We start from the raw sequence: 19,257 nt of genomic DNA on the forward strand, positions 1-19,257 counted from the left end.
GGCGATTGCAATTATTTGCGGGAAAAGTGCACCACCAGCTTATCGCCAACGGTTTGCAGAACCTGAACCAACACAATCAGCATCACCACGGTCACCACCATCACATCGTCCTGGAAACGCTGGTAACCATAACGAATGGCCAGGTCACCGAGGCCGCCTGCGCCCACGACACCGGCCATGGCGGTGTAGCCGACCAGGGCGATGGCGGTGACCGTGATCGCCGCGATGATACCGGGGCAGGCCTCGGGCAGCAGGGCGTTCATGATGATCTGCCGGGTCGTGGCGCCCATGGCCTGGGTGGCCTCGATAATGCCGCGATCCACTTCACGCAGAGCGGTTTCTACCAAGCGCGCGAAGAAGGTGGAAGCGCCCACCACCAGCGGAGGGATGGCGCCCGCCACACCCAGGGAGGTGCCCGTGATGAGGATAGTGGTCGGAATCATCACGATCAGCAGGATGATGAACGGCAGCGAGCGGATGGCGTTGACCACAAAGCCCAGGATCGAATAGACATTTTTCTGTTCCAGCAACTGCCTTGGGCTGCACAGGAACAGCAAGACCCCCAGCGGCAGGCCGACCAGTACGGTGAATACCAGGGACGTGCTGAGCATGACCATGGTGTCGCTGGCCGCCACTCCGATATCGGCCCAGTCAACGTTGTCGAAGTAATGCAGTAAGCCGCTCATTAGCGCAGCACCTCCATGTGGACATCCGCCGCGGTGAAGCGGGCGAAGGCCGCTTCCATGTCACCGCCGGTGATGGCCAGGGTCAGTTGCCCGTAAGGGGTGTCTTTGATGCGGTCGATGCGTCCGGCGAGGATGCTGTAGTCGACCCCGGTCTCCCGGGCCACAGTGCCCAGCAGCGGTGCGTAGGTGGAATCGCCCTGGAAAGTCAGGCGCACGATACGCCCCGGGACGTGGGCGAAGTCGTCGCGTTGCTCGTTCTCGTCGATCTGCTCGTCTTCCTGGACGAAGCGTTTGGTGGTCGGGTGCTTGGGGTGCAGGAACACCTCGGCCACCGAGCCCTGTTCGACGATCTGGCCGGCGTCCATGACCGCCACTTGGTCACAGACGCGACGGATTACGTCCATTTCGTGGGTGATCAGAACGATGGTCAGGTTCAGCTCGCGATTGATCTCGGCCAGCAGTTGCAGGACCGAGGCCGTGGTCTGCGGATCGAGGGCGCTGGTGGCTTCGTCGCACAGCAGGATCTTCGGCTTGGTGGCCAGGGCGCGGGCGATGCCGACGCGCTGCTTCTGGCCGCCGGACAGTTGTGCCGGGTATTTCTTGGCGTGGTCGGACAGGCCGACCCGCTCCAGCAACTCAGCCACACGGCGTTCGATGTCGCTGCGCGACAGCTCGCCGGCCAGGGTCAGGGGCAAGGCGACGTTGTCAGCCACAGTCTTGGAGGACAGCAGATTGAAGTGCTGGAAGATCATCCCGACCTGTTGGCGGAAGCGGCGCAGGCCGTTGGCGTCCAGCGCGGTGACTTCTTCACCGTCGACGATGATCGTGCCGCCGCTGGGGTTTTCCAGGCGGTTGATCAGGCGCAGCAGCGTGCTTTTGCCCGCGCCGGAATGACCGATCAGGCCGAACACCTGACCATTCTCGACCCGAAGACTGGTCGGGTGCAGGGCGGGAATATCCTTACCGGCGACCCGGTAGGTTTTATGGACGTTTTGAAACTCGATCACGTAGCGAACCTTGTGGGGCGCGTTAGAAAAGGATCAGCGGTTAGCCGGGCGCGCATTTTAGCCTGTCCGTATAGAGGTTCTTAGCATTTATTTCGCAATCATCCTGCCATTTGGCAATAACGCGATCAAAGGTCATAAAAAAGGAACGCTCGCGGTTTCTCGTCAGTCACTACTTAAGCCACTCGAAAAGCCCCAGGTGCCGTGCCTGCGGGCCTGTGTTCACGAAGCCCCGGCGCGCCAGGGACTTCGCCAACGAGGAGTTTTTGTCTGATGAGTACGAAAAAGCCCAATGCCCCGAAAAGCCAGATGGCCGGGACCGATACCCTGGACCGGGGCAACAGCAACACCAAGTTGCAGAGCCTGGAGCCGTTCCGCTCCGACGCCACGGGCCAGGCCCTGCGGACCAATCAGGGGGTGAAGGTCGCTGACAACCAGAACAGCCTCAAGGCGGGCGCTCGTGGTCCTTCGCTGCTGGAAGACTTCATCATGCGGGAGAAGATCACCCACTTCGACCATGAGCGGATTCCCGAGCGCATCGTCCACGCCCGGGGCGTTGGTGCCCATGGCTACTTCCAGAGCTACGACAATCATTCGGCCCTGACCAAGGCTGGTTTCCTGCGTGACCCGGGGAAAAAGACTCCGGTGTTCGTGCGCTTTTCCACGGTCCAGGGGCCAAGAGGCTCCGGCGATACCGTGCGTGATGTCCGGGGTTTTGCGGTGAAGTTCTTCACCGACGAGGGCAACTTCGATCTGGTGGGCAACAACATGCCGGTGTTCTTCATTCAGGACGCGATCAAGTTCCCCGACTTCGTGCACGCGGTGAAACCCGAGCCGCATAACGAAATCCCCACCGGCGGCTCGGCCCACGACACCTTCTGGGACTTCGTATCCCTGCAGCCGGAGTCGGCGCACATGGTGATCTGGGCCATGTCCGACCGGGCCATTCCGAAAAGCCTGCGCAGCATGCAGGGCTTTGGTGTGCACACCTTCCGTCTGATCAACGCCGAGGGGCGCGCAAGCTTCGTCAAGTTTCACTGGCGGCCGACGGTGGGCACCTGTTCCCTGGTCTGGGACGAGGCGCAGAAGCTCGCCGGCAAGGACACCGACTTCCATCGCCGTGACCTGTGGGACTCCATCGAAGCCGGGGATTACCCGGAGTGGGAGTTCGGCGTGCAGATCATCGCCGAAGAAGACGAACACAATTTCGACTTCGACATTCTCGACCCCACCAAGCTGATCCCCGAGGAACTGGTGCCGATCACGCCCCTGGGCAAGATGGTGCTCAACCGCAACCCCGACAATTATTTTGCCGAAACCGAGCAGGTCGCCTTCTGCCCGGGGCACATCGTGCCGGGGATCGATTTCTCCAACGACCCGTTGCTGCAAGGGCGGCTGTTTTCCTACACCGATACGCAGATCAGTCGCCTGGGTGGGCCGAACTTTCATGAGCTGCCCATCAACCGACCGCTGACCCCTTTGCACAATGGTCAGCGCGACGCCATGCACCGCAGCACCATCGACAGGGGGCGGGCTGCCTACGAGCCGAACTCCATTGATGGGGGCTGGCCGAAAGAAACCCCGCCGGCGGCCCAGGATGGTGGTTTCGAGAGTTATAACGAGCGCATCGATGCCCACAAGATCCGCCAGCGCAGCGAGTCGTTCGGCGATCATTTCTCCCAGGCACGGCTGTTCTTCAACAGCATGAGCAAGCACGAGCAGGAACACATCATCGCGGCCTACAGCTTCGAGCTGGGCAAGGTCGAGCGGCAGTGGATCCGTGAGCGGCAGGTAAACGAAATTCTCGCCAACATCGATCTGCACCTGGCCGCTCGTGTGGCCGAGAACCTGGGCCTGGCGGCGCCGAAGAAGGCCACTGTGGCTGAGCGCAAGACGTCGCTGACACGCTCGCCAGCCCTGAGCCAGGCGAACCTGCTGCCGGGTCATATCAAAACGCGGAAAGTGGCGATTCTAGCGGCCAACGGCGTTGATGGTGCAGCGATTGACGCGTTGAAGAAGGCTCTCAAGGCTGAAGGGGCGCACGCCAAGCTGTTGGGGCCGAGCTCGGCACCGGTTACCAGCGCGGATGGCAAGCGCCTGTCGGTGGATGCTTCCATGGAAGGCCTGCCGTCAGTGGCGTTCGACGCGGTGTTCGTGCCGGGCGGCGCGCAGTCGATCAAGACCCTGAGCGGCAATGGTGTGGCGCTGCATTACCTGTTGGAGGCCTACAAACATCTCAAGGCCATCGCCTTGCACGGCGAAGCCCGGGAGCTGCTGGCGGTGCTCAAGCTGGAAGCGGACAAGGGCTTGATCGTTGGAGGAGATGCCAAGGCACTCAAAGCGTTCTTTGCCGCCATTGGGCAGCATCGGGTCTGGGATCGAGAGGAAAAGGCCAAGGCAATCCCGGCCTGAACAAACTTTCGCCGACCAGCCCGCTCCCGGTAGGAGCCGGCTTGCCGGCGAGGGCTTTACTGCGCCTTGCGCGGGCTCAAGACCATCTGCGCCGGTACATGGCGCACGATCTGCCGGCTGATCTTCTGTTCAAAGTCCGGGTCGAGCTTCTTCACCCGCTTGCCGAGCAAGGTCGACAGCCAGGGATAATCCTCGGTGCGCGGCACCTGGATGCTCACGTCGCACTGATAATTCACCACATCGGTGGCCAGCGCATCGAGCTGATGACGCAGCTTGCGGATATCGGTGACGTTCAAGGCGATGGTGGTGCTCTGGGCCGCAGGATCGATCAGCTTGGCCGCTGGGCGCGCTTCGGCAGCCTTCAAGGCGGCTTCGGCCTGGTCCAGCTCGGCCTTGCGTGCATGGGCAATGGCGTTGTTGACCCCACCGGTCAGCGCCGGGGCCTTGGGCATCAGCGCCCGAGCCCGACTCAGGGCTGTGGCCGCGGCATTCACATCGCCCTTTTGCAGGACGATCTGGCTGCGCTGCAGATAGGCTTCGGCAATCTGCCGCTGGTATTGCACCAACTGTGGGTCGTCAGGCGTTTGTGCCTGCAGTGCACTGAGTTGGTCTTCAGCGGTGGCCAGCTCACTGCTGGCAATGTTTTGTTCCAACTGCGCGATGGCCGAGGCCCGCGCATCGGGGACCTGGGTGGTCGCCGGTGGCGTGCTTTGGCAGGCCCCCAGCAGCAGGGAGAATGCGACAAGGAGCAGATAACGGGAGGCGAACGGCTTCATTCCTGCGACTCTCTAATTGCGCAAAAAGCGAGCAAGTCTACACCCCTCGACGGGGCAGAACAAAACTCAGCAGAAACAATGCGGCGGCCGTGACCACGATCGACGGCCCGGCCGGGGTGTCCTTGAACCAGGACAGCGCCAGCCCGCCGCACACCGCGAGCATGCCCAGCAGGCTTGCGCCCAGGGCCATCTGCTCCGGCGAACGGGCGTGACGCTGTGCCGCAGCGGCCGGGATGATCAGCAACGAGGTAATCAGCAATACCCCGACAATCTTCATCGCTACCGCAATCACCACGGCAATCAACAGCATCAGCGCCAGGCGCAGCGAAGCCACGGGCAGGCCTTCGACCTTGGCCAACTCCTCGTGCACGGTGATTGCCAGCAGGGGCCGCCACAGTGCCACCAGCAGCAACAGCACCGCTGCGCTGCCGCCGAGAATCCACGCCAGATCGCCCGGGCTGATCGCCAGCAGGTCACCGAACAGGTAGGCCATCAGGTCGATTCGCACTTCATGCATGAAGCTTAGTACCACCAGGCCCAGGGACAGGGTGCTGGGAGCAAGAATCCCCAGCAGCGTGTCGGATGCCAGAGGCTGGCGTTGTTGCAGGGTCACCAGCAGCACCGCCAGCAACAGGCAACCTACGGTGACGGCCACGGCGGGGCTGACATCCAGCAGGAAACCCAGGGCGACTCCCAGGAGCGCAGCATGGGACAGGGTGTCGCCAAAGTAAGCCATGCGCCGCCAGACCACGAAGGACCCCAAGGGGCCGGCAACCACCGCCAGGGCCAAACCTGCGAGCAGGGCGTAGAGCAGAAAATCAGCCATGCTTGCAGTTTTCTCCGTGGACATGGGGGTGGCCCGAGGCGGGCTGGGTGACCACCGAGCCATGCAGGTCATGGGCGTGATCGTGATGGTGGTGGTAGATCGCCAGGCTTGGTGCGTTCTTGCCAAACAGCTCGACGTAGGCGGGATCGCCGCTGACCTGTTCGGGGTGGCCGGAGCAGCAGACGTGGCGGTTCAGGCAGACCACCTGGTCGGTGGTGCTCATTACCAGATGCAAGTCATGGGAGACCATCAGCACGCCGCAGCCATGCCGGTCCCGCAGGCGGGTGATCAGGCTGTAGAGCTCGGCTTGGCCGGCGACGTCAACGCCTTGTACCGGCTCGTCGAGTACCAGCAGTTCAGGCTCGCGCAGCAATGCCCGGGCCAGCAGCACGCGCTGCATTTCGCCGCCGGAAATGCTTTGCACCGGGCTGTCGATCACCTGCTCGGCGCCAACTTCCTTGAGGGCTGCCAAGGCTCGGCTGCGATCCACGCCCGGCACCAGGCGCAGAAAGCGCAGCACCGACAGGGGCAGGGTCGGGTCGACATGGAGCTTTTGCGGCATGTAGCCGACCCGCAGCTTGGGCTTGCGCCAGACGCTGCCGCTGTCGGGCTTGAGCAGGCCCAGCACGGCGCGCACCAAGGTGGTCTTGCCGGCGCCGTTGGGGCCGATGAGGGTCACGATCTGCCCGGGCTCGACGCTGAGCTGGATGTTGTCCAGGACGTTCTGCCCGGCAAAGGTCACCCCGACCTGCTCGAGGCGGATCAACGCAGTGCTCATCAAGCCCCCTGGCAGCCCGAGCAGAGTCCGACCACTTCGACAGTCTGGCCCTCGACCACGAAGCCGACGTCGCGGGCGCTGGTGATGATGGCGTCGCTGATGGATTTCTGTTCGAGCTCGATGGCGGCGTGGCATTCGCGACAGATCAGGAACTGACCCTGGTGCGCGTGTTCCGGGTGGTTGCAGCCGACGAAGGCGTTAAGCGAGGCGATGCGGTGTACCAGGCCGTTTTCCAGGAGGAAATCCAGGGCCCGGTAAACCGTTGGCGGGGCGGCGCGACGACCGTCCTGCTCGCTGAGTACGGCGAGAATGTCGTAAGCCCCCAGGGGCTTGTGGCTTTGCCACACCAACTCCAGTACCCGCCGACGCAGGGCGGTCAGGCGCAGGCCTTGCCGTGCGCACAGGGCGTCGGCCTCAGACAGTGCGCTGTGTACGCAGTGAGAGTGGTCGTGTGGACGGCTGGCAAGGGGTGTTTTAGGCATGAGCGGCGACGAGGTTTGTGAGAGACGTTATTATGTTACCCGTTCTCGCCTCTTCGAGTGTCCATCGTGCCCACACTTTTTCGCCTTTTTGTCGCTTTTACCTTCAGCTTGTTCGCGATCGGCTCGGCCCAGGCCGAAGTCCGGGTACTCACCAGCATCAAGCCGCTGCAACTGATCGCGGCGGCGGTGCAGGACGGCGTTGCGGTTCCCGAGGTGCTGCTGCCGCCGGGTGCATCGCCGCACAACTATGCGCTGCGTCCGTCGGACGTACGCAAGGTGCAGAGTGTGGACCTGCTGTACTGGATCGGCCCGGACATGGAGGGTTTTCTGCCGCGGGTCCTTAAGGGGCGCAGCCTGCCCTCGGTGGCGGTGCAGGATCTGCCGGGCATGAAGCTTCGCCATTTCGCCGAAGATAGCCACTCGCATGCCGAAGAAGCCGACGAACACGATCACGATCATCGCCCGGGAACCCTGGATGCCCACCTGTGGCTGTCGCCGATAAATGCCCGGGTGATCGCGACGCGCATCGCTGCGGACTTGAGCGCTGCCGACCCGGCCAACGCTGCCCGTTACCAGAGCAACCTGAGAGCATTCAATGAGCGTCTGGATGCCCTGGATACTCGTTTGAAGGCTCGTCTGGCGGGGATCGCCGGCAAGCCCTACTTCGTGTTCCATGAGGCATTCGATTACTTCGAGGACGCTTATGGCCTCAAGCACGCCGGGGTGTTCAGCGTTGCTGCGGAAGTGCAGCCGGGTGCGCAGCACGTGGCGGCCATGCGCGCGCGCTTGCAGCAGGTGGGCAAGACCTGTGTGTTCAGCGAGCCGCCTCTGCGTCCGCGGTTGGCCGAGACGTTGGTGGCCGGCTTGCCGGTGAAGCTGGCGGAGCTGGATGCGCTGGGTGGTTATACGCCCGCGACCGCTCAGGGCTATGAGCAGGTGCTGGAGAAATTGGGGAACGATCTGGCGGGCTGTCTGGAGCAGCTTTAAGCAGGGATTGTTGCGGGATGACTTTCGCGGGCCAGCCCGCTCCTACAGAGTGCACCTGTAGGAGCGGGCTGGCCCGCGAAGCGTTTTACAGGGCGAAGGGCAGCGTGAGGCTGACCTGTTGCCGCTGTGCCAGGCGCTGCTGGAACTCCATTGGATCGTGAATCAGTACGTCCTGCCCGGCGAAACTCTCGGCGGCAATCAGTCGTGACAGCCAGAAGCGTACGCAGGCCACCCGCAGCATGGTCGGCCAGAGTTCGGCCTCGGCCGCAGTGAATGGTCGCAGCGCCGCATAGGCGCCCAACAGCGCCCGGGCCCGTGGTCCGTCGATCACGCCTTCGGCGTCGGAACACCAGTCGTTCAAGGCAATGGCCACGTCGTAGAGCATCGGCCCCGAGCAAGCGTTGTAGAAGTCGATCAGGCCGGTCAGGTGGGTGCCTTCGAACATCGCGTTGTCGCGAAACAGATCGGCGTGGATGTTGGCCCGAGGCAAGGCAAGGATCCCGGTCTTCTGTTCGGTGATTTCATCCAGCGCTCGTTGCAGCAGGTCTTGAGCGGGAGCATCGAGGTGCGACAACAGCTGGGTGCCCTCCTCCTGCATCCAGTCCAGGCCACGATCAGTCTTGCGTTTGATCATGTTGTCCTTGGTCGCCACGTGCAGATGCCCGAGCAACTCACCCACCTGGGCACAGTGCTGGGCGTTGGCTTCCTTGATGTGCTTGCCCGCCAGGCGCGGTTGCAGCAACGCCGGTTTGCCAGCCAATTCCCGCAGGGCCACGCCGTCTGTGGTGCGCAGTGCATAAGGCACCGGCAGGTCGGCCTGGTGCAGCACGTCCAGCAGTTCGATGAAGAACGGCATTTCCTGGACCGGGCCGCGCTCCACCAGGGTCAGGACGAACTCGCCCTGCTCCAGGCTGATGAAGAAGTTGGTGTTTTCGCTACCAGCGGCGATCCCCTGGAAGTCAAGCAGGCGGCCGAGCCCATAAGGGGCGAGAAAGGTTTCCAGCTCGGGCCGAGCCAGGGGGGTGAACACAGACATGGTTAAAAACTGCCAGTACGGGCGCCACTATCGAGCCAGCGCCAATGAGTTGAAGTCGGAGTGGTTTACCACTCAAAGATTTTCCACGAAGGGATCAGCATATCCGGCTGATCCGAACGGATGAAGTTGCCGTCGGAGCCATCGGCGCGCACCAGGAAGTAGGGTTTACCGCCCTTGGGCGTGACTTTGATGGCGTACAGAAAGCCATTTTGCCGGTATTCCTGGATGGTCTTGTCGCCTTCCGTGCGAATGGTCACTTCCGGGTCCGCTGACGGCGCATCTTCTGCGGCGATCACGGCCATTGGAGCGATTGCAATCAAGCCGGCCAGCAGCAAGCGATTTAGTGTGCGCATGATAACCTTGTCCCTTTGTCGTCAACGGTCCCGCTATTCTAGCGCCGGACCCGCCGAAAAGGTTGATCCTGCTCATGAGCCAAGCCCCCCTCGTCCTGGTGGACGGTTCTTCATATCTGTACCGCGCGTTTCACGCGTTGCCACCTCTGACCACCTCCAAAGGCCTGCCTACCGGCGCGGTCAAGGGCGTGCTGAACATGCTCAAGAGCCTGCGCAAGCAGTACCCGGACAGCCCGTTCGCGGTAGTGTTCGATGCCAAGGGCGGGACCTTCCGCGATGACATGTACGCCCAATACAAGGCCAACCGCCCGAGCATGCCCGATGACATGCGGGTGCAGATCGAGCCGCTGCACGCCAGCGTGATCGCCCTGGGCTTCCCGCTGCTGTGCGTGGAAGGGGTCGAGGCCGATGACGTGATCGGCACCCTGGCCCGCAGCAGCGCGGCGGCGGATCGCCCGGTGGTGATTTCCACCGGTGACAAGGACATGGCCCAGTTGGTCGACGGGCACATTACCTTGGTCAACACCATGTCCGGTAGCAGCATGGATGTGGAAGGCGTGAAGGAGAAATTCGGCGTCGCTCCCGAGCAGATCATCGATTACCTGGCACTGATGGGCGATTCTTCCGACAACATTCCGGGCGTACCGGGTATTGGTCCGAAGACGGCTTCCGGTTTGCTGGTCGGGGTCAATGGCGGCCTGAAGGAGCTCTACGAGCAGCTTGATATCGTGCCGACCCTGCCGATTCGCGGCGCCAAGACCTTGCCGGCCAAGCTGGAAGAGCACAAGGAGATGGCCTTTCTCTCCTATCAGTTGGCGACCATCAAGGTAGACGTTGCCCTGGATGTGGGGCTGGATGACCTGCACTTGCGCGAGCCCGACCGCGAGAAACTGGCGGAGCTCTACAGCCTGCTGGAATTCAAGAGCTGGCTCGATGATTTGCAGCGTGACGCCAAGCGCGTCGAGCTCAGCTCTGCCGATGCGCCTGAGGCGGTGGCAGAGCAACCGGCAGCGGCGGAGCAGGCGCCACTTGAGTTGCAGTACGAAACCATCCTCGACCAGGAGCGTTTTGCGGTCTGGCTGGAGAAGCTGAAAAACGCCAAGCTGATTGCGTTCGATACCGAGACCACCGGTATCGATGCACAACAGGCGCAACTGGTGGGGCTGTCCTTCTCGGTCAAGGCCGGGGAAGCGGCCTACGTTCCGTTGACCCACTCCTATATGGGCGTTCCGGAGCAGCTGGATCGCGACACTGTGCTGCTGGCTTTGAAGCCGTTGCTGGAAGACCCCAAGCTGCTCAAGGTCGGTCAGCACGCCAAGTTCGACATGAATATCCTGGCCAATTGCGCCATAGGTGGCGATCAGGCCAACGGCATCACCGTGCGCGGCATTGCCTTCGACACCATGCTCGAATCCTACGTGCTCAACTCCACCGCCACTCGCCATGACATGGACAGCCTGGCGCAGAAGTACCTGGACCACAGCACCGTGAGCTTCCAGGATATCGCCGGCAAGGGCGCCAAACAGCTGACTTTCGATCAGATCCCCCTTGAGCAGGCGGGGCCGTATGCTGCTGAAGATGCCGATGTGACCTTGCGTCTGCACCAGGTGCTGTTCGAGAAGCTGACAGCCATTCCGAGCCTGGCCAGCGTATTGACCGATATCGAGATGCCGCTGGTGCCGGTCCTGGCGCGTATCGAGCGTCAGGGCGCTCTGGTGGACGACAAGCTGCTGGGGATTCAGAGCATCGAGCTGGGGGACAAGATGGTTGCCCTTGAGCGCGAGGCTTTCGAGATCGCGGGTGAGGAGTTCAACCTGGGCTCGCCCAAGCAACTGGGGACGATTCTCTACGACAAACTCGGCCTGCCGGTGCTGAAGAAGACCGCCAAGGGCCAGCCTTCTACGGCTGAAGAGGTGTTGGCCAAGCTCGCCGAAGACGACTATCCGCTGCCCCGGGTGTTGATGCAGTACCGCTCCATGAGCAAGCTGAAAAGCACCTACACCGATCGCCTGCCTGAGCAGATCAACCCGCGCACGGGGCGTATCCACACTTCCTATCATCAGGCTGTGGCGTCTACCGGGCGTCTGTCCTCCAGTGATCCGAACCTGCAGAACATTCCGGTGCGCACCGCGGAAGGTCGGCGTATTCGCCAGGCCTTTATCGCCCCGGCCGGCTATAAGCTGCTGGCGGCGGACTATTCGCAGATCGAGTTGCGGATCATGGCGCACTTGTCCCGGGACGAAGGCCTGCTCAATGCCTTCCGCAACAACCTGGATGTGCACACCGCTACGGCTGCCGAAGTGTTCAAGGTGGAACTCAAGGACGTTACGTCCGATCAGCGTCGCAGTGCCAAGGCCATCAACTTTGGTCTGATCTATGGCATGGGCGCGCAGAAGCTGGGCAAGGATATCGGCGTCGATACCAAGCAGGCCAAGGCCTACATCGATACCTATTTCGCCCGCTATCCGGGGGTTCGCGAGTATATGGACCGTACCCGTGCCCAGGCGGCGGACCAAGGGTACGTAGAGACTATCTTCGGTCGCCGGCTGTACCTGCCGGAGATCAACTCCAACAAGCCGCAGGAGCGTGCCGGGGCCGAGCGCACCGCGATCAACGCGCCGATGCAGGGCACGGCGGCGGATATCATCAAGAAGGCCATGGTGGCGGTGGACAACTGGCTGGAGTCCTCGGGGCTGGATGCCCGGGTCATTCTGCAAGTACACGACGAACTGGTGCTGGAGGTGCGTGAGGACCTGGTGGATCAAGTACGTGATGAGATTCGCGGCTACATGAGCGGTGCCGCAACCCTGGATGTGCCGTTATTGGTTGAAGTCGGCGTGGGAAATAACTGGGATGAGGCCCACTAAGGGCTCTTTTAAGCGGTTTTTGCCGCGGCATAGTGTCGCGGTAAAAGCTGGCCAGGGGCTATTAGCACGGAAAATTTCATCGTTTATTGCCAATAGTTTTTGCAATCCGCCGGAACTAAATCGGTGAAAGCTCACTCAGAGTTACTGAATGGCTGGTGAAGCCCTTCGATGCTCCTATGTTGTGTTAAGTGTTGGCAGATATCTGGACCCCGCCCTAGCGGTCTAGAACTTGAACCCCGAACTTCCCCCTCCCCATACGAAGTCCGGGGTTTTTTTTGCCTGAAAACTGCCTGGGAAATGATCATGCTGCGTTAAAAGCGCGGCGCGAAATGCTCATTTACAGCCAGTAAACTCCGCTTTCGCACCGCGCTTTTGCCTTGCCTGATCATCCCCCAGACAGTTTTCCCGACGGCTCTCAGGCCTCGGTTTCGGCGCCTTTGTCGGCCAGTTCCATCCAGCCTGCCAGCACGGTGTAGGCCTCTTCCAGGCCCATGCGCTTGGGGGCCGAGAACAGTTGGATGGTGACCGCTTCGCCCCAGCCCTTGCGGATCTGCGACTGCACCTTGAGCAGGGTGTTCTTGGCTGCGCCATAGGTCAGTTTGTCGGCCTTGGTCAGCAGGATGTGCATCGGCATGCCGCTGGCGACCGCCCAGTCCAGCATCAACAGGTCGAAGTCGGTCATGGGATGACGGATATCCATCATCAGGATCAAGCCCTTAAGGCTCTCGCGGCTGCCCAGGTAAGCTTCCAAGTGGCGCTGCCAGTGCTGCTTCAGCGGGATCGGTACTTTGGCGTAACCGTAGCCCGGCAGGTCGACCAGACGGCGATCGTCGTCTAGTTTGAAGAAGTTCAACAACTGCGTGCGACCCGGGGTTTTCGAGGTGCGTGCCAGGCTGGCGTGGGTCAGGGTGTTCAGGGCGCTGGATTTACCGGCGTTGGAGCGCCCGGCAAAGGCCACTTCAAAGCCGTCATCGTCAGGACATTGATCGACTTTGGCGGCGCTGAGCATGAACGTAGCCTGTTGGCACAGACCGAGGATGGGGTTCTTGAGTTGCATGGGATTTCCGATAGGGGCGATGCCGAGAGTGGACGCGGCGAGCGGTGTCGTTTCCGTTTCAGTAACGCCAGTATATAATGCCGCAGATTTTGTGTGCGCTTTGTCCCAGCGTAGGATGAAGTTCACGAGAGCGATAAACCTTGAATGCGCATTAGAACGCAGCACGCTCTCAACCCTGAAAAGGTCGTTTTATGACGAAATGGCTGCTAGCTGCCGGTGTCTTGATGCCGCTTTACAGCGCTCAGGCTACACAGGATCCGGAAGCTGTGTACAACCGTGTTTGTGGGGCTTGTCATTCCGGCCAACTACCCACGGCGCCCCGCAAGGGCGACCAGGAAGCTTGGGCGCCGAGGTTGGCGCAAGGTATGGAGACGCTGGTGCAACACGTGACCCAGGGTTTCAAGGCGATGCCGCCGCGTGGTTTGTGCATGGACTGCAGTGCCGAGGATTACCGAGCCATCATCCATTGGATGAGCGAGTGATTCCGGTCCATAACTCTTAACCCTTAGCCGTAGTTGGATTAGCTGATGAACAAATTACTCGTGAGTCTGCTGTTGACCTTGGGCATCACAGGTGTCGCCCATGCCGCAGGCGACGCTGCTGCCGGTCAGGCGAAAACCGCAGTATGTGGCGCTTGCCACGGCCCTGATGGGAACAGCATGGCGCCAAACTTTCCCAAGCTGGCGGGTCAGGGGGAAAAGTACCTGGAGAAGCAGCTGCACGACATCAAGTCCGGCAAGCGGCAAGTGCTGGAAATGACCGGTATGCTGACCAATCTGAACGATCAGGACCTGGCTGACATCGCCGCCTACTTCGCCAGCCAGAAAGGCAGCGTCGGCGCCGCTGATCCTAAAGTCGTGGCCCGTGGTGAAGAGCTCTTCCGGGGCGGCAAGCTGGATCAAGGCATGCCTGCCTGCACCGGCTGCCATGCGCCAAATGGCGCGGGTAACGCAGCGGCCGGCTTCCCTCACCTGGGTGGGCAGCACGCACAATATGTGGCCAAGCAGCTGACCGACTTCCGCGAAGGCAACCGCACCAATGACGGCGATACCATGGTCATGCGCAGCATCGCGGCCAAGTTGAGCAACAAAGACATCGAGGCGGTGTCCAGCTATATTCAGGGCCTGCACTAAGGCCTGCTCGATCAAGTTGCCGAGGGTGTTGAGCCGCGGCAACGTTAATGATCGATTAATCTGACGGTGCAAGCATAAAGGGTGGCTCAGGCCGCCCTTTTTTATGGCGTCTGCCGCTACACTAGCGAACTCAAGCCCGCCATGATCTGTCTGAATTCAGGTCGCGCGAGGCGCCAAAATTGTCCAGGAGTAAAGCATGCGTAATCTGATTCTCAGCGCCGCTCTCGTCACCGCCAGCCTGTTTGGCGTGACCGCTCAAGCCGCCGAGCCGCTTGAAGCCGGTAAAACATATGTCGAGTTGAGCAGCGCCGTTCCGGTTGCCGTGCCTGGCAAGATCGAGGTGGTAGAGCTGTTCTGGTATGGCTGCCCGCACTGCTACGCCTTTGAGCCGACCATCAATCCCTGGGTTGAAAAACTCCCTAGCGATGTCAACTTTGTGCGTATCCCGGCGATGTTCGGCGGTATCTGGAACGTTCATGGCCAACTGTTCATCACCCTGGAAGCCATGGGCGTCGAGCACAAGGTTCACAAGGCCGTGTTCGAAGCCATCCATAGCGGCAAGAAACTCGCCACTCCAGAGGAGATGGCCGAATTCCTGGTAGCCGAAGGCGTCGACAAGGACAAGTTCCTGAGCACCTACAACTCCTTCGCCGTCAAAGGCAAGGTCGAAGACGCCAAGAAGAAGGCTCAGGCCTACCAGATCACTGGCGTACCGACCATGGTGGTCAACGGCAAGTACCGTTTCGACCTGGGCTCCGCCGGTGGTCCTGAAGGTGCGCTGAGCGTCGCCGACCAGTTGATTGCCAAAGAGCGCGCAGCCAAGTAAGCGCCGCCGCCATGCCGCGCTGGGGCTCTGAACGCATCGTTGGCCTGCATGATCCGCAGGTCAACGAGCACCATTTGGCGTCGACCGGGCTGCCGGCGGACAGTCGCCTGCGTTTGCTCAGTTTCAATATTCAGGTCGGTATCAGCACCGAGCGTTATCGCCATTACCTGACCCGTGGCTGGCAGCACCTGTTGCCCCATAACGGACGTGCGGACAACCTGCAGAAGATCGGCAATCTGCTGGGGGACTTCGATCTGGTAGCCCTGCAGGAAGTCGATGGTGGCAGCCTGCGTTCAGGCTACGTCAATCAGGTGGAGCACCTGGCCCAACTGGGTGCCTTCCCTTACTGGTACCAACAGCTCAATCGCAACCTGGGACGCCTGGCTCAGCACAGCAACGGTGTGCTCAGTCGCTTGCGCCCCTGGGCCATCGAAGACCATCCACTGCCCGGCCCCAAGGGGCGCGGCGCGATCCTTGTGCGATTTGGCGAAGGCCCCGAGGCGCTGGTGGTGGTGATGATGCACCTGGCCCTCGGCGCCCGGGCTCGAACCCGGCAACTGGCGTACATCCGCGAGTTGATTGGTGGCTACAAGCATCAAGTGCTGATGGGAGACATGAACACCCACGCCAGCGATCTGCTGGAGCACTCCCCTTTACGTGACCTCAGCCTGTTGGCGCCGCAACTGCAGGCGACCTTCCCCAGCTGGCGTCCGCAACGCTGCCTGGACCATATCCTCCTCAGCCCCAGCCTGACCCTGGAGCGAGTCGAAGTCCTGGCCCAACCCATATCCGATCACCTGCCGGTCGCGGTAGAGATTCGTCTGCCGGGTTCGCTCACGGCCGATGCATTGCCCGCGTTGAGTCCTGCACCTCGCGGAACCGATGAATGAGCGACGACGCCCAACGCTGGAAAGAGAAATACCTCAAAAGTATCGAGCAGCAGGAAAAGCTTGAGCGCCGATGGGCCGCTCGACTGGACTTGCTACGTCGTGGCCTGGTGCGTAGCACCCTGGCGGCGGAGGGTACCGATCGTGCGGTCGACCAGTGCATGAAGGAGATGCGCGAGGTTGTGCGCACCGACGACATGGATGCTGGGCTTGCAGCGCTGCTGCCCCGTCTGGAAAAAGCCGTGCTGGACTCCGAGCAGCGGCGTGAAACCCGGGTCAACCAGATGAGCAGTGCCTTGACGGCCCTGGTTACCCAGTTGCAGTCCCTGCCCCTGCCCCGGGACGTCAGCCGCCCGTTGAAGGCCTTCGCCAAGCAACTGGATGGCCGGGTCAGTCAGGCGCGAGAGATCCCCTTGCTGCTGGGGGAGCTGAGCAATCTTCAGGGCAAGGCCCTGAGCCAGCTGGAAACTCCCGCCGAACCAGATCGCCCGAGTCTGCTGCAGCGCCTGTTCGGGGGCCGTGACACCGCCGATGCTCCCCAGGCTGAGGCGGTTACGCCAGCGGCGCCTGCTCCTGTCCCTGCTGTGGACTCCCGTCCCCAGGTTGAAGAGGCTGGCGAAGCGGACGAAGTGGTTCGCGAGCATTATCAGACCCCGGCCACGGATTTGCCGGAAGTCGCTGAGGTCCCTCCGGCACCTGTCGCCGTGACACCGGCCAAGCCCGAGGCAACACCCGCTGCGCAGCCCGTTTCCGAGGCCCCTGCCAAGATTGAGCCCGAAACGGCCAGCGTACCTCCCCCGTCGTCGGTGGTGGCATTCGTGCCACCAGTCCTGGCACAGGAAGCACCCCTTGAGCCAGCGCCCCAGGTCGCGATCGAAGCTCCGGCTCCGGCTCCGGCTGCAGCCGAGGTCGCGCCTCTGGCCTCTGTCGCAGTCGATGCTTTACCGGTAGCGCCTCTGCAGCCGCCGGCAGAAGTACCCGCCGCACCTCAGAGCGAGCCCGGTCCGCTCAACCCCGATGAGCTGTTGCCGCTTCCCGCGGTTTCCCCGGCAGTGCTGCTCGACAGCCTGCCCTTGCCGCCGGTCATGGCCGAGGCCTTGGCGGCCATCGATCCAGAGCAATCCGAGCACGATGTGCTCTACGCCCTGCCGGACTCTCCTGAGCCCTCCTACAGCTCGGTGGCCAAGCATATCGAACACACCCTGCTGGGACTGCTCGATGACCTGAGTCTGCCGGAACGCCATCGGCCTCAGGCCGAAGCCATGCGTGATCGTCTGCAACATGGCCTGAACTGGTATGAATTGCTGCCAATCCTCGATGATCTGGCGGTACTGATGCTGGCAATCACCGATTCGGGCCAGCATGAGTTCGAGACGTACCTTAAACAGCTCAACGAGCGCCTCGAGGCTTTCCAGAGCAATCTGCAGGCAGCCAGTGATGGCCACGCCGACAGCAGCTCGGCGGCACGGGCCATGGACACCCAGATCCGTGAGCAGGTCGATGGCCTGCAGAGCAGCGTGCAGGAGGCGGCAGACCTGGATGACCTCAAGCAGGTACTGGAAAGCCATCTGGAAGGCCTGCTGGGCACCATGGATCACCACCAGAAGCAGCGCGATGAGCGTGAGAAGGAAGTGGCGGCCCGTCTGCAAAGCCTGGCAGAGCGGGTTTCGAGCATGGAGCAGGAGGCCCAGGGCTACCGTGAGCACCTGGAAGAACAGCGGCAAAAGGCTCTGATCGATCCGCTGACCGGGTTGCCCAACCGCGCCGCCTGGACCGAGCGTCTGGAGCACGAGGTCGGTCAATGGCAGCAACATGGCAACAGCCTGCTGCTGGCCATGCTCGACCTCGATCACTTCAAGCGGATCAACGACAACTACGGTCATCTGGCCGGTGACAAGGTGTTGAAGATCATCGCCAACGTGTTGCGCAAGCGCCTGCGCGGCAGCGACTTTATCGCGCGTTTCGGCGGCGAGGAGTTTGTCCTGCTGATGCCCAATACCTCGTTGCCAGCGGGCGCGCGGATAGTGGAAGCGCTGCGAGCGGCGGTCGAGGCGTGTCCGTTCCACTTCAAGGGCGAGCCAGTGACCATTACCGTGTCCGTCGGACTGAGTGCCTTCAAGGCCGGTGATCGCAGCGATCTGGTGATCAAAAGAGCCGATCAGGCGTTGTACCGGGCCAAGGATGCGGGTCGCAACCGGGTAGAGGCAGGCTGAGACGCTTGCCGATTCCTGTCTGAAACCTCGGTTTTGCCCATGGCGTTGGGAGCAGTACGTTACACTGTTGCATTCTTTTCTTCAGCGTACTGCCCTTTGCCATGAAACTTCTTGCTCTTGCTTTTTCGCTCCTGGTCCTCGCCGGTTGTGCCAGCGGTCCGCGTATTGACACCAGCCACCCTTCGGTCAATTACGACCAGCGCGCCCAGTTCATCATCGTTCATTACACCTCGGCATCCCTGGAACGCTCCCTGGCCCTGCTGACCCACGGTCAGGTCAGCAGTCATTACCTGATCGGCGACGACAAGTCCGCCACGATCTACAAACTGGTGGACGAGCAATACCGCGCCTGGCACGCCGGCGAGAGCCAGTGGCAGGGCCGGACCTGGCTCAACTCCAGCTCCATCGGCATTGAAATCGTCAACCCGGGCTTTCGTGATGGCCCCAACGGACGGCTCTGGTATCCCTACAGCGAAGCGCAGATCCAGAACCTGATCGTGCTGCTCAAGGACATCAGCAAGCGCAACAACATCTCCCCGCGTCACATCATTGGCCACAGCGACATCGCGCCATCGCGCAAGCTCGATCCGGGCCCGCTGTTCCCCTGGAAGCGCCTGGCTGACGCCGGACTCGGCCTGTGGCCAAACGCTCAGGCAGTGGCCCGCCAGCAGGCATTTTTTGCCGCTAACCTGCCGAGCATCAGCTGGTTCCAGCAACAGTTGGCGGTCCTGGGCTATGCCACGCCGCAGACTGGCGAACTGGATGTGGCCACCCGCCACGTGCTGGCGGCTTTCCAGATGCACTATCGCCCGGGCCGATTCGACGGCACCCCGGACGCCGAAAGCGCAGCCATCCTGCAGGTGCTCAACCAGACAAAATAATGACGCCGCCGGACGGTTCGGGCCGATTGCTCAATCAGTTGCTATAACTCATT

18 protein-coding genes are annotated in these 19,257 nt (G+C 61.7%); 9 read left to right on the forward strand and 9 right to left on the reverse strand.

Going from position 1 to position 19,257, the window contains the following annotated elements; genetic code table 11:
* Positions 1-11: 11 nt before the first annotated feature.
* Both WIN67_RS00365 and WIN67_RS00370 read right to left on the reverse strand, forming a co-directional pair.
* Positions 12-686, reverse strand: coding sequence for a methionine ABC transporter permease (locus WIN67_RS00365; RefSeq protein ID WP_170001354.1), 675 nt, complete (start codon positions 684-686; stop codon positions 12-14).
* Positions 686-1,693 carry a methionine ABC transporter ATP-binding protein gene (locus WIN67_RS00370; protein ID WP_102862486.1) on the reverse strand — a complete coding sequence of 336 codons (1,008 nt, stop codon included), beginning with the start codon at positions 1,691-1,693 and terminating at the stop codon, positions 686-688. The genes WIN67_RS00365 and WIN67_RS00370 overlap by 1 nt, the downstream gene beginning before the upstream one ends.
* A gap of 270 nt (positions 1,694-1,963) precedes the next feature.
* Here WIN67_RS00370 and katE point away from each other — a divergent pair, with 270 nt between their 5' ends.
* Complete coding sequence (gene katE / locus WIN67_RS00375; RefSeq protein ID WP_296415397.1) at positions 1,964-4,102, forward strand: catalase HPII; 2,139 nt, start codon at positions 1,964-1,966, stop codon at positions 4,100-4,102.
* 56 nt (positions 4,103-4,158) lie between these two features.
* Here katE and WIN67_RS00380 read toward each other — a convergent pair whose 3' ends face one another.
* From WIN67_RS00380 to zur, 4 genes are read right to left on the reverse strand one after another with little or no spacing between them, the layout of a single operon-like run.
* Positions 4,159-4,878, reverse strand: coding sequence for a PA5502 family lipoprotein (locus tag WIN67_RS00380; protein WP_102881442.1), 720 nt, complete (start codon positions 4,876-4,878; stop codon positions 4,159-4,161).
* A 37-nt stretch (positions 4,879-4,915) separates the two neighbouring features.
* Positions 4,916-5,704, reverse strand: a complete 789-nt coding sequence (gene znuB / locus WIN67_RS00385; protein WP_102862489.1) for a zinc ABC transporter permease subunit ZnuB — start codon at positions 5,702-5,704, stop codon at positions 4,916-4,918.
* Positions 5,697-6,482, reverse strand: coding sequence for a zinc ABC transporter ATP-binding protein ZnuC (gene znuC / locus WIN67_RS00390; RefSeq protein ID WP_339070470.1), 786 nt, complete (start codon positions 6,480-6,482; stop codon positions 5,697-5,699). Before znuC ends, znuB begins: the two co-directional genes overlap by 8 nt.
* Entirely contained in the window at positions 6,482-6,964 is a 483-nt protein-coding gene (zur, locus tag WIN67_RS00395; RefSeq protein WP_060836879.1) for a zinc uptake transcriptional repressor Zur, read from the reverse strand. The genes znuC and zur overlap by 1 nt, the downstream gene beginning before the upstream one ends.
* Positions 6,965-7,021: 57 nt before the next feature.
* Between zur and WIN67_RS00400 the strand changes: the two genes are divergently transcribed.
* Complete coding sequence (locus tag WIN67_RS00400) at positions 7,022-7,951, forward strand: zinc ABC transporter substrate-binding protein (RefSeq protein WP_339070471.1); 930 nt, start codon at positions 7,022-7,024, stop codon at positions 7,949-7,951.
* A gap of 85 nt (positions 7,952-8,036) precedes the next feature.
* Here WIN67_RS00400 and WIN67_RS00405 read toward each other — a convergent pair whose 3' ends face one another.
* Both WIN67_RS00405 and WIN67_RS00410 read right to left on the reverse strand, forming a co-directional pair.
* Positions 8,037-8,987 (reverse strand): homoserine kinase, encoded by a 951-nt coding sequence (locus tag WIN67_RS00405; RefSeq protein ID WP_110652534.1) that lies wholly within the window; start codon positions 8,985-8,987, stop codon positions 8,037-8,039.
* Positions 8,988-9,052: 65 nt separating this feature from the next.
* A complete protein-coding gene (locus WIN67_RS00410; RefSeq protein ID WP_102862493.1) occupies positions 9,053-9,340 on the reverse strand; it encodes a DUF2782 domain-containing protein in 288 nt (95 codons plus the stop codon).
* A 74-nt stretch (positions 9,341-9,414) separates the two neighbouring features.
* On the opposite strand from WIN67_RS00410, the gene polA reads away from it, so the two are divergent.
* Positions 9,415-12,207, forward strand: coding sequence for a DNA polymerase I (gene polA / locus WIN67_RS00415; protein ID WP_253084162.1), 2,793 nt, complete (start codon positions 9,415-9,417; stop codon positions 12,205-12,207).
* A 415-nt stretch (positions 12,208-12,622) separates the two neighbouring features.
* Here polA and yihA read toward each other — a convergent pair whose 3' ends face one another.
* The gene (yihA, locus tag WIN67_RS00420) at positions 12,623-13,264 is read right to left on the reverse strand and encodes a ribosome biogenesis GTP-binding protein YihA/YsxC (protein ID WP_060836883.1); all 642 of its coding nucleotides are present in this window, start codon (positions 13,262-13,264) and stop codon (positions 12,623-12,625) included.
* Between the two features lie 191 nt (positions 13,265-13,455).
* Between yihA and WIN67_RS00425 the strand changes: the two genes are divergently transcribed.
* From WIN67_RS00425 to WIN67_RS00450, 6 genes are all read left to right on the forward strand, one after another.
* Positions 13,456-13,746 (forward strand): c-type cytochrome, encoded by a 291-nt coding sequence (locus WIN67_RS00425; RefSeq protein WP_016963939.1) that lies wholly within the window; start codon positions 13,456-13,458, stop codon positions 13,744-13,746.
* A 45-nt stretch (positions 13,747-13,791) separates the two neighbouring features.
* Entirely contained in the window at positions 13,792-14,397 is a 606-nt protein-coding gene (locus WIN67_RS00430; protein ID WP_102862496.1) for a c-type cytochrome, read from the forward strand.
* Positions 14,398-14,593: 196 nt separating this feature from the next.
* Entirely contained in the window at positions 14,594-15,223 is a 630-nt protein-coding gene (locus tag WIN67_RS00435; RefSeq protein WP_102862497.1) for a thiol:disulfide interchange protein DsbA/DsbL, read from the forward strand.
* Positions 15,224-15,234: 11 nt separating this feature from the next.
* A complete protein-coding gene (locus WIN67_RS00440) occupies positions 15,235-16,113 on the forward strand; it encodes an endonuclease/exonuclease/phosphatase family protein (protein ID WP_102862498.1) in 879 nt (292 codons plus the stop codon).
* Positions 16,110-18,323, forward strand: a complete 2,214-nt coding sequence (locus WIN67_RS00445) for a diguanylate cyclase (protein ID WP_339070472.1) — start codon at positions 16,110-16,112, stop codon at positions 18,321-18,323. The genes WIN67_RS00440 and WIN67_RS00445 overlap by 4 nt, the downstream gene beginning before the upstream one ends.
* A gap of 101 nt (positions 18,324-18,424) precedes the next feature.
* A complete protein-coding gene (locus WIN67_RS00450) occupies positions 18,425-19,204 on the forward strand; it encodes an N-acetylmuramoyl-L-alanine amidase (protein ID WP_110594116.1) in 780 nt (259 codons plus the stop codon).
* Positions 19,205-19,257: the final 53 nt, after the last annotated feature.

The organism is Pseudomonas idahonensis (genome assembly GCF_037903935.1).
Classification (GTDB): Bacteria; Pseudomonadota; Gammaproteobacteria; order Pseudomonadales; family Pseudomonadaceae; genus Aquipseudomonas; species Aquipseudomonas danubii.